General features: G+C 37.8%; 19 protein-coding genes. 1 reads left to right on the top strand and 18 read right to left on the bottom strand.

Features of this window, described 5'->3' with window-relative positions; genetic code table 11:
* Positions 1-10: 10 nt before the first annotated feature.
* The 14 genes from BPR_RS18700 to BPR_RS18635 all read right to left on the bottom strand — a co-directional run bounded on the left by BPR_RS18700 (position 11) and on the right by BPR_RS18635 (position 10,200).
* The gene (locus BPR_RS18700; RefSeq protein ID WP_013283075.1) at positions 11-2,110 is read right to left on the bottom strand and encodes a helicase-related protein; all 2,100 of its coding nucleotides are present in this window, start codon (positions 2,108-2,110) and stop codon (positions 11-13) included.
* Between the two features lie 19 nt (positions 2,111-2,129).
* Positions 2,130-2,729, bottom strand: a complete 600-nt coding sequence (locus tag BPR_RS18695; RefSeq protein ID WP_143754413.1) for a hypothetical protein — start codon at positions 2,727-2,729, stop codon at positions 2,130-2,132.
* A 26-nt stretch (positions 2,730-2,755) separates the two neighbouring features.
* Positions 2,756-3,175, bottom strand: a complete 420-nt coding sequence (locus BPR_RS18690; RefSeq protein ID WP_013283073.1) for a hypothetical protein — start codon at positions 3,173-3,175, stop codon at positions 2,756-2,758.
* A gap of 200 nt (positions 3,176-3,375) precedes the next feature.
* A complete protein-coding gene (locus BPR_RS18685; RefSeq protein ID WP_013283072.1) occupies positions 3,376-4,257 on the bottom strand; it encodes a hypothetical protein in 882 nt (293 codons plus the stop codon).
* On the bottom strand, positions 4,257-4,844 hold the full coding sequence (locus BPR_RS18680) for a hypothetical protein (protein WP_013283071.1): 588 nt from the start codon (positions 4,842-4,844) through the stop codon (positions 4,257-4,259). Before BPR_RS18680 ends, BPR_RS18685 begins: the two co-directional genes overlap by 1 nt.
* A 36-nt stretch (positions 4,845-4,880) precedes the next feature.
* A complete protein-coding gene (locus BPR_RS18675) occupies positions 4,881-5,063 on the bottom strand; it encodes a hypothetical protein (RefSeq protein ID WP_013283070.1) in 183 nt (60 codons plus the stop codon).
* A 313-nt stretch (positions 5,064-5,376) separates the two neighbouring features.
* Positions 5,377-5,835, bottom strand: coding sequence for a hypothetical protein (locus BPR_RS18670; protein WP_013283068.1), 459 nt, complete (start codon positions 5,833-5,835; stop codon positions 5,377-5,379).
* A 22-nt stretch (positions 5,836-5,857) separates the two neighbouring features.
* Positions 5,858-6,352, bottom strand: a complete 495-nt coding sequence (locus BPR_RS18665) for a hypothetical protein (RefSeq protein WP_013283067.1) — start codon at positions 6,350-6,352, stop codon at positions 5,858-5,860.
* Between the two features lie 265 nt (positions 6,353-6,617).
* Positions 6,618-6,974 (bottom strand): hypothetical protein, encoded by a 357-nt coding sequence (locus tag BPR_RS18660; RefSeq protein WP_013283066.1) that lies wholly within the window; start codon positions 6,972-6,974, stop codon positions 6,618-6,620.
* Between the two features lie 128 nt (positions 6,975-7,102).
* Complete coding sequence (locus BPR_RS18655; protein WP_013283065.1) at positions 7,103-7,339, bottom strand: hypothetical protein; 237 nt, start codon at positions 7,337-7,339, stop codon at positions 7,103-7,105.
* A gap of 169 nt (positions 7,340-7,508) precedes the next feature.
* Positions 7,509-7,730 (bottom strand): hypothetical protein, encoded by a 222-nt coding sequence (locus BPR_RS18650; RefSeq protein ID WP_042258737.1) that lies wholly within the window; start codon positions 7,728-7,730, stop codon positions 7,509-7,511.
* The gene (locus BPR_RS18645; RefSeq protein ID WP_013283063.1) at positions 7,709-8,203 is read right to left on the bottom strand and encodes a TNT domain-containing protein; all 495 of its coding nucleotides are present in this window, start codon (positions 8,201-8,203) and stop codon (positions 7,709-7,711) included. Before BPR_RS18645 ends, BPR_RS18650 begins: the two co-directional genes overlap by 22 nt.
* A gap of 151 nt (positions 8,204-8,354) precedes the next feature.
* On the bottom strand, positions 8,355-8,963 hold the full coding sequence (locus BPR_RS18640) for a hypothetical protein (RefSeq protein ID WP_013283062.1): 609 nt from the start codon (positions 8,961-8,963) through the stop codon (positions 8,355-8,357).
* Between the two features lie 319 nt (positions 8,964-9,282).
* Positions 9,283-10,200 (bottom strand): hypothetical protein, encoded by a 918-nt coding sequence (locus BPR_RS18635; RefSeq protein ID WP_013283061.1) that lies wholly within the window; start codon positions 10,198-10,200, stop codon positions 9,283-9,285.
* 190 nt (positions 10,201-10,390) lie between these two features.
* Between BPR_RS18635 and BPR_RS21165 the strand changes: the two genes are divergently transcribed.
* On the top strand, positions 10,391-10,672 hold the full coding sequence (locus BPR_RS21165) for a hypothetical protein (RefSeq protein ID WP_042258734.1): 282 nt from the start codon (positions 10,391-10,393) through the stop codon (positions 10,670-10,672).
* A gap of 82 nt (positions 10,673-10,754) precedes the next feature.
* Here the strand turns inward: BPR_RS21165 and BPR_RS18625 are convergent, their stop codons facing one another.
* The 4 genes from BPR_RS18625 to BPR_RS18615 all read right to left on the bottom strand — a co-directional run bounded on the left by BPR_RS18625 (position 10,755) and on the right by BPR_RS18615 (position 12,162).
* A complete protein-coding gene (locus BPR_RS18625; protein WP_042258800.1) occupies positions 10,755-11,171 on the bottom strand; it encodes a single-stranded DNA-binding protein in 417 nt (138 codons plus the stop codon).
* 215 nt (positions 11,172-11,386) lie between these two features.
* The gene (locus tag BPR_RS18620) at positions 11,387-11,656 is read right to left on the bottom strand and encodes a hypothetical protein (RefSeq protein ID WP_013283059.1); all 270 of its coding nucleotides are present in this window, start codon (positions 11,654-11,656) and stop codon (positions 11,387-11,389) included.
* Positions 11,657-11,702: 46 nt separating this feature from the next.
* Positions 11,703-11,873 carry a hypothetical protein gene (locus BPR_RS20910; RefSeq protein ID WP_013283058.1) on the bottom strand — a complete coding sequence of 57 codons (171 nt, stop codon included), beginning with the start codon at positions 11,871-11,873 and terminating at the stop codon, positions 11,703-11,705.
* A gap of 25 nt (positions 11,874-11,898) precedes the next feature.
* Positions 11,899-12,162 (bottom strand): hypothetical protein, encoded by a 264-nt coding sequence (locus tag BPR_RS18615; protein WP_013283057.1) that lies wholly within the window; start codon positions 12,160-12,162, stop codon positions 11,899-11,901.
* Positions 12,163-12,185 lie beyond the last annotated feature (23 nt).

The raw sequence follows: 12,185 nt of genomic DNA, 5'->3' as shown, positions 1-12,185 counted from the left end.
ATTTGCTATATTAACTCCTACCTTTTCTATAACACTCCTGACATACAGAATACTGATATGACCACTTTAACTTTTTGCCACAGCACTTACAGGACTTCATGCTGAGTTTCTGCATATCAAGGATAGTAAATATCTTTTCTGATATCTGTCTCTTTGTTTCAAGGATTGGCTCAAGATCTTCTTCATCCCCAAAGAATCTAGTAAAGGAATACAGAAAATCATATATTGCGCTGCTTGTCTCAAGTATCTGAAGAGCCTGCTTATACTTGGGGCTGATACCAGAATTGTCATATTTTCTCATGGTCTCTTCAAGCTCAACAGGTCTTCCCTCAGCAACAGCTCTGTAGAACTTCTTGTAAACGTCATATATCTCTTCGTTCTTTATATTAATTGGAATTCTGATGAACTGTCTTATTAGTTCCCTGTCATCCTTTATATCCTCAAGGGCATGGGCGACCGTGATCTTTTCTAAGATATCGCCTTTATCATAAAAGTCCGCAGCTGGAATCTGATTCCACAGTTCCAGGATTGTTGATATCTTCCCATCCTTTTCAAGGAATTCTTCTGGGATGTTTATCATGGCTTTTCCTATAGGAACCGCATCGTAGAAAACAAGATATTTGATGATGTCGTAATCATAATAGGAAGTAACATATCCTACATCATACTTACCATATCGACCTGCACGGCCTGCTATCTGCTTGATCTCAGATACAGTAAGAGGACGCTCTTTTATGCCGTCATACTTAACAGTCTCTAAAAATACAACTCTCCTGATCGGAAGGTTCATGCCCATTCCAATTGCATCAGTTGCCACCACGACATCAGTTTCGCCATCTGCAAATTTGCCAGCTTCTCTATGTCTTACATCATAAGGAAGTGATCCGTAAATGATACTGCAGGTCAGGCCGCTGTCCTGAAGCTCAGCTGCAACACTATGAACGTCTTTTCTTGAAAAAACAATCAGAGCATCTCCCTTTTTAACGTCCTCAGGGAACCTAAAGTTTGATGCTTCCTCATCCATTTCAAGTGGTGTCTTTCTTTCGTGATGGACAACTTCCATGATATCACCACAGCTCTTTATCATTCTGGTAAGGAGCTTTTCAGCATCAGGAGATGCGCAGACATGGATCTTTTTAGCACGAAGTCCCAAAATAGCTGCAGTCCAAGAGCCGCCTCTCTGGCGGTCAGCTACCATCTGTGCCTCATCTATAATTGCCATATCCCACTCATCCCTAATGCTCATCATCTCTATTGTTGATGACTGGTGGAACGAACCAGGAACTAGAATCCTTTCTTCTCCTGTTATCATGGAGCATGGGCATCCGTTATTGTTCATAGATTCGTACTGTTCATAGGCAAGGAGTCGTAACGGCGCAAGGTAAATTCCACTGTCGGCTTCCATGAGTTCCTGAACTGCCTGATAGGTCTTACCTGAATTAGTAGGACCTATATGAAGTACGAAATGCCTTTTCATCTTTCTTGCAAGAGGAAAGAGTGTTGTATAATCATCAGGCGTTGAATCCTGAATATTATGATATAGAAGCCTCTTTGCTTCCATTGTCTTCTTGATTCGCTCTGCAGCATGTACATACTTAGGGTTATGTGAAACCTGTTCATAAACAACCATCTCATTTAGATGTGCTCTCACATACTCTACGATCTCTCTGTCACGCTTTGTCACATGAAGGTTATTCAAGATGATCTTAGTGCCGATCTTCTCATTCACCGACATGGCAAAGTCAACAAGCGGCATGTTATCGCAGTTAAGGATCACACCGAAGATTACTTTTGCATAATCCGGCATCATCTCTTTTAGCATGGCTCCGGTAAATTTCTTAGGAATGTACTCACAAAACTTCCCCACATTTTCCTTAAAGATCTCCTGCCTCTGGCTTCGTCCATATGGCCCTTTTGAAATCATGAACAGTTTTTCTGTTGCAAGAACATCCAAAAAAGCATCGTAAACAGCCCTGCAAACATCGTCAGAATGCTTCTTCCAGTACTCAGTGAACTCTTTCTTGGGAAAAGCTTTCTCCGCCAGTAATTTATCTTTCTTATCTTTTTTCCTTTTGGCTATAAATCGATTATATTGTCCTTTTTTCTTCATATCTCTTTTTGTTTCTATCCTATTTTGTCTGAAGGATATTTGTATCTTTTTTTATGGGGTTCCAGTTTAACTCCGCTGGCTCAGTGACGTGGCCTTTTAAAAGAGTTTTCAGCTCATCATCCGAAATCGTTCTTGGATCCTGCCCTTCATAGTTTATTATAGTAGTATCAATTCCATCAACCCAAGGGTAATCCAGCTCCCACTGCCTTACAAACCCTTGTCCGCGTATATATGAATAGCCTTCGATGAAGTAATCAAAAAAGTATGTCCAGTATCCTGACTCTGGAAGATATCCATTTAAGGCCATTTCGCGAGTTACAACACCGCCTTTGATATCATAGACCACATATGTGTGACCTTCATCTCCCATCCTTGCAGTGATAAAGAGCTCGTCTGCTCCGTCTTTGTCTATATCATAGAGGGCATAGCCAGGATCTTCTGCTTCATCAAATGTATAGCCCATTCCTTCATCAGAAAACATTTCTTCTCCAGAGATTACTTTTTGAATCAGATCATTGTACAGCGTAAGTGTACTATCTTTTGCGGGAGCATTACCGCATCCGGAAAGCACAAAAGAAGCCATTATTCCTGATAACAGCACTGCCAATTTTTTCTTCATTTCATTATTCTTTTTTATTCTCATGATCATTTAGTTAACGCTTCTTCCTTGCTTAAGCCTTTTCTTATCCTAGCTCTATACGTAGATACCTTTACTCCATACTCTGCGCACATGGCTGCCTCATTGGCGTATCCATTTCCAAGATGATCCTCTACCCTGTATGACACCCTGTCTACAATATCATCAATGGAATAGCCCTTCTTTAGTTTTAACCGGAATGAGTTTGGATGTATGCTGAAGGCTTCGCATACTTCTTTCTGAGAGTAGTAATCTACTCCGCCGCGCGAAAAATAAGGCTGTTTACCTTCAAGTGATTTCTGAATAGTCCAGCCTCGTTCGATACGTTTTAGATATAGAGTTGGTGATACATCATAGGCATCACACATTTCCGTTATGGAACCGTAGGATATACCCTTATGATCCATGCACTTTGTTTTCTTGTTCATCAGATGATTCTTTCATATAAAACAACCCTTTTTAGCTTAAAATATTATATCATTTTTATGTACTTTCTGTCATTTTTGGTAATGCTCCTTTTGTAAATAAATGCTTTACAATATTTACAAAATTATAATGGCCACATATACAGACTAAAGACCCATAACTACAAATTGCAATTACGGGTCTTCTTTAACAATAGGTATTTTTATTTATCTTCAAATAGTTCTTTGAAGTCTTCTCTAAACAATAAAGCTAGTGTTCTAGCAAATTCACGAGGCACAGCATCATAAGCCATAGGCATATACTCTCCGCCTAGATCATTAGCTAAAATATAATCGCTGATGCCTGTTTCGCTAGTGTAGTCATTTTCAAAGTCTTTGTATTCATTATCTTCTTCAGTACCATAATAATTCTCATAATAATCTAATAGCTTTTCCAATCTGGGGTTTGCCATTCCCCATCTTTTATTATAGAACGGCCAATCGCTGGTATGACTTTCAGTACAAGCATAATCATACAGAGCATGGCATTCTGTGATAAGTCTATGAAGCTTATCATACGTACTTTGTCTTATTTTCAGGCTTTCAGTATCTAATAATTTATATAGATTAATAAAATAATCTTCAACTTCTACATGGATTCTATCTATAGCCTCATTAACTGATTCTGTTTCGTTGTTTCTTCTTCTCATTGAATAAGAAATGTGAAATGAATACATATCACTAGCAGACAAATATGTATATAAGAAATCAGTAAGAAGCTTATGTATGTAAATAATTATCTGTTTTTCATCATCTGATGGGGCATTGAAATTAAACTCCTTTGTAACTATCGGAGTAAGTAACTCTTGATAATCAATCTTAAAATATTCGGCTATCTTCTTGACTTCATCAAGAGTATCGGGGCCAAATTTCCCCAATCTCCATTTCTTTACGGTATCCGCCTCAACTCCAACAATCTGATGTAAATCTTCATCTATTTTGACGTACTTTTTGGCTTTATCGAAAGACTTTGCTTCAATATATAGATTTTGAAGTTTTTCTGGGCAAAAATTGCATGCTACACCATCATCTAAAAATGATCTCATTACTGCTCTCCTATGGCTTGTAATAGCTCTCTTCGATAGTCCTCTTTCGAAATGGTATAAGAATAATGCTTGATTTTAATGATAGTATATTTGTCATGAGGAAGGTTTTCTTTAAGAATATTATAAACTTTATCACCCATTGCAACCAGTACTGGGGTTCCCGATAAAAAAGATATCTCTTCCTCAAAATCATTTATATTTCTTTTTACTTCAGACGGATGTTTCTTCATATAAGAAATAACATTTTCTCCATTTGTATCTGCATGAAGTTTTATTATGTCAGTCAGATAAGACCCCCACAACTTAGTACCTTTCAAAGCATATCTAAGCTTATAATCATGATGTCTTGCATTGGGGCTATGAAAATTACGCCAGTCAGAAATGTTTGTATTAACTTCTGTCCCTGAAACATTCAATCCTACAAAAACATATCCGGTATCCAAGATGTCTAAGATATCTTCATTTTCAAACATGTCTAGATTTCCAACATTTGATTTTGGTGTCCCCTGCTCAGGAGCCCATACTGCCCAGCTGGATACTTTTCCATATTTCTGCTTCATTTCCTTATATATTTCTTTTTTAATCATAATATATTATTCCTTTCCTATAGTTAAAAAATCACATTATCTTCTATAATATTCACCATCGCATATGCACCAATCCTCAGTCTTTTTGCCATCTCTTATAGGAACCACATCCGAATCATCCATATGGCTTCTTACACTACACATAAACGACTTTTTTCCTATTTGTTCGAGGTTAGCACATCGTCTGCAACCAATACTAAACTCTGTTATGCTACCCATATAACTCTCCTTCATTTGGAACTATGGCCTGCCGCCACTTCTCACCAATGCAGACCATGTTTTATTGGATATCAGTGACTTACGTAAACAACACACTATTTGTCGAAAGGTTCTTCGCAAAATCATTTCTTGCGATGAGACAATGTTAGCAAACGGATAGTAGAAATAATAGTGAGTGTATTTTCTCTCCCCGATTCTCACCAAGTATCCCCATTTTTATTTACCGTGTTATCTATAATTCAAGACATATGCTTCATGCCTTGAAAATAGCATAAAAAAATACCTCCCATTACAGGAGGTATCTAAAACAATGTTAGATCATTTTTTGTAAGATGTCATTTTTGCTAAGGTAAGATGACTTTTTAGACTGACTAGATGTATTTGATTCCCTTTTTATGATCATGAACTTGAAAAAAAGCTCATTTTCTGGAATCTTGCTGTCGTATGCGTCGTTTGCTACTACCTTAAAGGCTTCGCAGTGTCTTCCATCCTTATTCTGGTAGTATGAAAGCTCTGTATGGCAGGAAATAAGATCTCCTTCCTTAAGGCCACTCTTTTCAATAGCCGCATAGATCCCTTCATCTGACCAAGCATAGAGATAATACTTTTTTCTAAGCTTAGGAGCTTCGATCTCTATGCTCATTCGCTTTCCAGCTTTATATTCAGATGTCTGGATATTCACGACACGACAATCGTAGAATGTCATCCGGTTCCATGGTGTGTATTCCTTCTTTCCCTCAGGAAATGTATAGGATACATATTTGATTTTCATGATTTGTTCTCCTTACAGAAGGTTATCTTACTGTTACTTCCAGTCCGCCTTCTACTTTCTCAACAGATTCGACTGAGGATATCTTGTTGAACAGATGGTCAGCAATTACATCGATATCCATACCTATCATCTCCTTTTCTGGAAGGAAATGAACACCGGGAGTTAAAATTGATAGGATAAGTTCGTCATGATCGCTTACCCAGTCTGCAAGTTTATTTTCTTTTTGAGGTGCTCCATCATTTGCATGACGTGCAGCTACTCTCCTTGCAGCTTCTCTCTCCACATATTCCCTATGCATACGCTCATAAACTGTTTCTTTCGAAACAACAGGGATATCATTTGGAACGGTCACGTTTTCCTTTTTGATTTCATTAGGATAAACCCAGATACCCATGGCATCTTCTGACCTTTCCATTTTTGTCTTTGTTTCTTTACCGATAGCATTTGCTGTAACAACTGTTGCAACTTCTATTGCACTGTTTACAATTGCTGTTAACCCAAGTAGTAGATCAAACATTGTTTTCCTCCTTAGCTGTCATCTTGGTTTTCGCTTCGTTTGGAAGCTTTCTTGGAATTTTTGTCATTTGTTTTTCCTCCTTTTACCTGATTTAAGGTTGCTATATAAAAAAAGAGCCAGGGCTTTATAGAATGAGCCATGACTCTGCTTAAAATAATAAAAGCCCTGGGAAAAATCCCAAGGCTCTACAAACAATAATATGATAAATTAAAACTACTACTAACATTTAGAATATAACATTATTTAATGTTCTTGTAAATATGCTCTAGTACATGCTTCCAAGTACACTCATGCTGGAAAACACAAGTAAAAACTCGGTAACAAAGCTAAGGAGCGGATATATAAGAAGCCCCTTGTCAGATCTGTTTTTAAAGAAAAGGATGAGTGAAACAATTACTGCTATCATGGTCGGCAAGAATCCAAGAAGTGTAAGGATCGCCGGTATAAACACTATCCCTGATAGAATCTTACTTATTTCATATATAAAACTTGTCTCCTCAACCGCAAGCTGATATCCATCCCATACTTTCATATGAATACTAAGATATAGGAAAAACAATACTGTTAGTACTATCTGAATGATGAGTAGAATCTTTAATGGTGTATGTTTTTTTGCTGTCATAAATTATTTCATCTCCTCCGTATGCATATAATAAACAATCTTTAAGATGGATTCGTTTCAAAAAATCATTTGAAAATAGCCAAAGAAAAAGCCCTGGATAAAATCCAAGGCCCTGGAATCTCAGTAATTCAATCCATATACTCTTCAAGTCGGCCAAGCATATCTTCACATGCTTCCTGCTCTGTTTTGTGGAGCTTTTGATCCCACTTCTTATTTCTCTCAGCGAAATAAACCTCATAGCCAAACTCAGTCTTTTCAAGGCATATAGCGCTGTCTGAGTAGCCACCAATATGATAAGACCTCTCAGGGACGTTCTTTAAAGCATCCTGTAGATCATTTATGTTTCTAACTGCGACCTTATCCATATCCTGCCTCCATATAATAATCTACCAACAGTTAATAGTTCTTATAAGTCTAGTGTAATGATTCAGGCCTCCAAATGCAATAAAAAATGTGCTTAAGAAAGGCTTTCTAGACATAAAAATGGACCATGCTTTTGTAGTGCATGGTCCGTTTTGCCTTTTGTTAAAGATATCAGATAGTTAATTGCGTAATGAGATACTGGTAAGCATCACACTGACTGTCGAACCTATGAAGGTCCATCTTGTGATTACGTTCACCGTAGTATACATCCCACTTTGATCCATCCTTCTCAGTACAGAGTACTCCTTCGGAGTATCCGTTTATTGAAAAAGGTTTTCTAAAGCGAAACTGAAGCAGTCGGATTAACATTTTCATTTCTCTTTCGTAAGCCATGAAAAGTCCTCCTCCAGCTTGTGCTGCAGTAGTTCATTAGCGATGCTCTGCTCATGATAATACTGAATAGCACCACCACAGCTGTTGAACGCAGCCCTTACCTTTCCTCTTTTTACTACGCATTTTACATGGATTCCGTCAGCTACAACTTTGTACTGATGGTATTCACATGTGCTTTTTTCATAGGGTAAGCCCAAGAGTTCAAATGCTGTTCCCAATGGAGCTGTAAAATATCCCTTGTTTGAACCATACCTTACAACAATAGTTCCTTTTGGAAGTTCTACGTCCATAAGGTACTGACCGTTTGGCTCCTTATGAGTCTTGTCAAACCCACAGTCATCAACCATAGCTGAGACCTGAGGCCAGTTAACAACAAGTTCTCCTGCAGCGTTATATCCGCCGAATGTTGCACTCTGAAGCTTTACCTTTATCCCCGTAATATCTTTTCCATAACAATTGTAAACTTTTTTCATCCTCTTTTTTCCTTTCTAATCAAGAGGAGAAAGCCATTACAGCTCTCCCCTCAGGTGATAAACGCTCCGGGAAGAGCTGTTGCATTATTTAGTTGTATTATCTAGTGATATAAAAAGAGCCTATCCACCGAAGTGAACAGGCTAATTTTGCTTATGAACCAAGGATCTTTCTGATCATAGGCTCAAGGAAGTTAAAAATAACAAATAGTGTACCTGCGATACTAACAAGATTTTTAAGGATTTTATCATAAAGATCAGTCTTAGACTTGATCTTATCGCCGGCGTCCTTAAGCTTGTCTATTACCAGTGTTACTAATTTTTTAAGTAACTGGAAAATAAGCATGCTGCATCTTGCTAAGTAAAATACTACGTAGATTGCACATCCAAACATGGCAACCTGTATAATACCACTGCAGTTACTGTATGGAACGGTATAAAAATTACCAATTAAAATGCCTGCAGCGAAAAAAGACATAAGCTCTAAAAGCTCTACATTCAATCTCTCAAAGAACTTTGTGATTGAAGCTGCACTGCCAGTAATTATAACCAATCCAATGATAAAGAGAATTCCTGCCCAAACGCTTAAAGCGAATGCTGTAGGGTCATTGTTTTCTGTAATATCAAGTAAGAAAAATGTATACAGAAATGATCCGCCAGACAATGCAAGGCCTATTGAGATTCTCCTTCTTTCGTTCTGATTAATAAAACCAGAAACCTTTGCTGATAACATCATAAGTTTTGTAGTGATTTTTGCCTTCATTTTGAAGTACCTCCTTATTTTACGGATTTTGATTTAAAGTATGTCTTTTGATTTAGTAAGTCCGTTGCTTAAAAATGGGCATAAAAAAAGCCGCTTCACAAAAATGAAACGACACTACTAGCAACAATTTTAAACTAAAACTACTAAACATGAAGAATTATACTATGAAGAAATGCCCATGTAAACTAAGTTTAGCGTATACTATATATCTATCTGTATTTTTTCTTACTCGGTTCCATTAGACTATCATAGTTGTCTTTACTTGTTGATTTGATATTAATAAAAGGGCCAAGTCATGTGACTCGACCCTCTTATTGCTTTAAACTGCAAGCTTTTCTTTTAGCTCTGGATCAGCATAGATAATGGATTTTGCAGCACATTTCACCTGCTCATCCTTAGAGTATCTGATAAGAAATGCCAGATTCTTAGGCGCTGTTTCATATATATCTCCAAGCGTCATCCCCTGATAATTCCCGCAATCTGCCTTTAAAGCTTTGGCTATCTCAATAGACATCCCTGCATCTTGAGCTTCATTCTGCATAGGTGGCACCACGCGATCAGCCTCTTTTTCTGCCTTTACTGAAGGAGCCTCTTCTTTAGAAGAATCCTTAACTGCTGCTTTTTTCTTTGGCTGAGGGATCGGATTGCCCATCTGGGAATATACCTTTTCTTTAACGCCTTCCTTACTTCGGCTCTTACCTTTTTCATCTACAGCTTCTGTTTCATGCTCATCCAGGTTTTCTTCCGGAGCATATATATCACCATAGAATTCAAGTCCTATTCCTGCATCATACAAAGCTCTGGATTTAGCAGCACCTATTACTGTTGCCTTCCATTTTGAAGCTCGTTCAGCCTCGCTCATGAAGATGCCAGGCATAACCTCATCAAGTGAAAGACAATGGAAGCCGTGTCCTAAAACTTTCTTTGTACCATCATCTGCGTAGGAAACAAAGAATACATTGGCGCAGCACACAAGCGTATCGCCAATCTTGTCAAAATAGACGTCCTCTTTGTCCCTATACACAAAGCCTGAATTAAAAAGACCGCATATGATCTTCTCTATCATCCTCTTGTACTGAAGCGGAATATATCTGGATCCTCTTCCATCTTCCTTTGACAGATAGTACATGTTTTCAATAACATCTTCCGGTGTTCTTATTTCTGCCATGCATCCATTTGCCTTCATTGCCGGAGCTAAAAGATTCTTTACCCAGTTGTTAATTATCATCTTGTTCATTTTCTTTCTCCTTTTTATCTGCCAGGATTTTTCCAATAACAAATCCCAGGTCAATAATGCTCAAAACCAGCAGTAATACTGCGCTTTTCTTTGACATAGTTTCTTTTATCATGGTAGAATAGAGTTACAAGGGAGTGGGTTGGACTCCCCCGTAACTCTGATCTTTTAAGGAAGAAAGCTCTTAATAGCAATGGCGATGTTTATCACATCTTTTACCATCGTTACTAAGGTAGCAATCGTCTTAACAAGATCGAGATTCTTTGGTGAAGAATTGGGATTCTTTTTTTTAGTCTTTTGGCTTAGAAGAAGAGTCCTTTTTCTTTACCTTCTGCTTTGCAGCTACCATGAACTTAAATCAAAAGATCTTATTCAGTCATTTCTTTTGTTCATGATTTTTCCGACAATCGGAATCAGTTTTGGCAAACCAAAAACACGAACAGTATCGCAGCAGCTGATTCAATTATTTCCATGACTTTCTCTCCTTTCTGCTAAATGGGCATAAAAAAGGGAAAGCCTAAACTCTCCCTTTATCTGCTCATGTATGCAGTTGCTGTTTAGTGAAATGGCAGCTCTTCTTCAATTCCATCCGGAATATCCATAAAACCGTCATCATCCGAAGAACCTGCCTCGGAATGTGTTTTACCAGAAGTAACTGATGATGCGTTCTTATTCTCCGCAAAATCAATCTTGTCAGCTACAAAGTCATATGTATAGACTTTTCTGCCATCCTTTTCATAAGATCCTGGTGTAACATGGGATTCAAGCTCAATCTTGATTCCCTTTTTCAGATACTTTTCGACAAACTCTCCAAGCTTTCCAAAAGCTACAACATTGATATATCCTGTTGTGTGCTCTTTGTCCTGCTTGTCGATTGCAAGTGAAAATCTTGCAACAGCGCTTGTCCTCTCTCCCTGAGTGTATCTCACCTCAGGATCTTTCGTCAGGCGTCCAGTAAATAGACATTTGTTCATCATTGTTTTTTCCTCCTTATTGGGTTTTATTGTGCTTTGTGAACAGTTTCTATAAGTAGAGGATGCTAATAACTGGAATAAAAAATCCGCTAAGCCTTGTACAGGCCTAACGGATCGATTTTTGCCACAATTATTAACTTAACTACTTATAACATATTTAATTATAGTATTTCGAAAAGTAAGAGTCAATAAAAACCTTCATTTTCTTTTAGCTTCTATAGCCTTTTTTCATGGTAGTTTCTCTTTTCTTGCTTCAAGGCTGATACACCCCCGCAAACAAATAGGAGGCCAATTATCAAAAATACTATCCTCACTAAGAGAAACATTATAGAAAAGAACCTGTCATAAACCGCTGTAGATGGCATGAACAGACTAAAAATCCATGGAAAAACAGCTACAAAAATGCCGCAGACTATCTTTGAGATACATAACTTAACTCTTTCCTTATGAATGTCTTCTTTAAGATCAGCAAAAACGTCTTTCATATCTTCCCCTCACCTTTCTTCCGAAAAAACGCAAGCAGTTCCTATCTTATAACACGCCATATCTATATCCGACATACCTTAGTACCAGCGCCAATATAAGCGTAATCCCCATGATGACGATAAATGTTGGTGTCAGTCCCTTAATTGTTTCACCTATACTAAAGTTTTCTTTTCCCTTGGTAACGGATACTTTGTTAGTTCCATCAGTCATTTCCATATGTAACCCCTTTACATATATAGAATCAAAACTTCACTATAACGCCCTTCTTTTCCTTTTTCTCACTCCTGTCCTTATACAGGCCATAATATCTGCATCTGTCATTGAACGTGATGATAAAATCCTTATGGATTGTACGATGTAATTTCTGGTCTACAATCCCCCACTGGCTTGTAAACGCTGAATTTCCATCAAACTCTATATATACCGGTGATTTGTCCTCAAGACTAGTAACATCTACTGGATATACTTCAATCCCACTGACAACCATTGTTAAGTTCCTTTCCATGAATCGGGCTTTGGTATCATCCA

Source organism: Butyrivibrio proteoclasticus B316, from assembly GCF_000145035.1.
In the GTDB taxonomy this organism is placed as follows: domain Bacteria; phylum Bacillota; class Clostridia; order Lachnospirales; family Lachnospiraceae; genus Butyrivibrio; species Butyrivibrio proteoclasticus.
The sequence above is the reverse complement of the archived record's forward strand: the minus strand, read 5'-3'. Positions and strand labels throughout refer to the sequence as shown.

Excerpts from the sequence above, each read along its gene's own strand:
- BPR_RS18700 (WP_013283075.1), bottom strand. The coding sequence starts at position 2,110 with ATGAAGAAAAAAGGACAATATAATCGATTTATAGCCAAAAGGAAAAAA.
- BPR_RS18695 (WP_143754413.1), bottom strand. The coding sequence starts at position 2,729 with ATGAAGAAAAAATTGGCAGTGCTGTTATCAGGAATAATGGCTTCTTTT.
- BPR_RS18690 (WP_013283073.1), bottom strand. The coding sequence starts at position 3,175 with ATGAACAAGAAAACAAAGTGCATGGATCATAAGGGTATATCCTACGGT.
- BPR_RS18685 (WP_013283072.1), bottom strand. The coding sequence starts at position 4,257 with ATGAGATCATTTTTAGATGATGGTGTAGCATGCAATTTTTGCCCAGAA.
- BPR_RS18680 (WP_013283071.1), bottom strand. The coding sequence starts at position 4,844 with ATGATTAAAAAAGAAATATATAAGGAAATGAAGCAGAAATATGGAAAA.
- BPR_RS18675 (WP_013283070.1), bottom strand. The coding sequence starts at position 5,063 with ATGGGTAGCATAACAGAGTTTAGTATTGGTTGCAGACGATGTGCTAAC.
- BPR_RS18670 (WP_013283068.1), bottom strand. The coding sequence starts at position 5,835 with ATGAAAATCAAATATGTATCCTATACATTTCCTGAGGGAAAGAAGGAA.
- BPR_RS18665 (WP_013283067.1), bottom strand. The coding sequence starts at position 6,352 with ATGTTTGATCTACTACTTGGGTTAACAGCAATTGTAAACAGTGCAATA.
- BPR_RS18660 (WP_013283066.1), bottom strand. The coding sequence starts at position 6,974 with ATGACAGCAAAAAAACATACACCATTAAAGATTCTACTCATCATTCAG.
- BPR_RS18655 (WP_013283065.1), bottom strand. The coding sequence starts at position 7,339 with ATGGATAAGGTCGCAGTTAGAAACATAAATGATCTACAGGATGCTTTA.
- BPR_RS18650 (WP_042258737.1), bottom strand. The coding sequence starts at position 7,730 with ATGGCTTACGAAAGAGAAATGAAAATGTTAATCCGACTGCTTCAGTTT.
- BPR_RS18645 (WP_013283063.1), bottom strand. The coding sequence starts at position 8,203 with ATGAAAAAAGTTTACAATTGTTATGGAAAAGATATTACGGGGATAAAG.
- BPR_RS18640 (WP_013283062.1), bottom strand. The coding sequence starts at position 8,963 with ATGAAGGCAAAAATCACTACAAAACTTATGATGTTATCAGCAAAGGTT.
- BPR_RS18635 (WP_013283061.1), bottom strand. The coding sequence starts at position 10,200 with ATGAACAAGATGATAATTAACAACTGGGTAAAGAATCTTTTAGCTCCG.
- BPR_RS21165 (WP_042258734.1), top strand. The coding sequence starts at position 10,391 with ATGGCGATGTTTATCACATCTTTTACCATCGTTACTAAGGTAGCAATC.
- BPR_RS18625 (WP_042258800.1), bottom strand. The coding sequence starts at position 11,171 with ATGAACAAATGTCTATTTACTGGACGCCTGACGAAAGATCCTGAGGTG.
- BPR_RS18620 (WP_013283059.1), bottom strand. The coding sequence starts at position 11,656 with ATGAAAGACGTTTTTGCTGATCTTAAAGAAGACATTCATAAGGAAAGA.
- BPR_RS20910 (WP_013283058.1), bottom strand. The coding sequence starts at position 11,873 with ATGGAAATGACTGATGGAACTAACAAAGTATCCGTTACCAAGGGAAAA.
- BPR_RS18615 (WP_013283057.1), bottom strand. The coding sequence starts at position 12,162 with ATGGAAAGGAACTTAACAATGGTTGTCAGTGGGATTGAAGTATATCCA.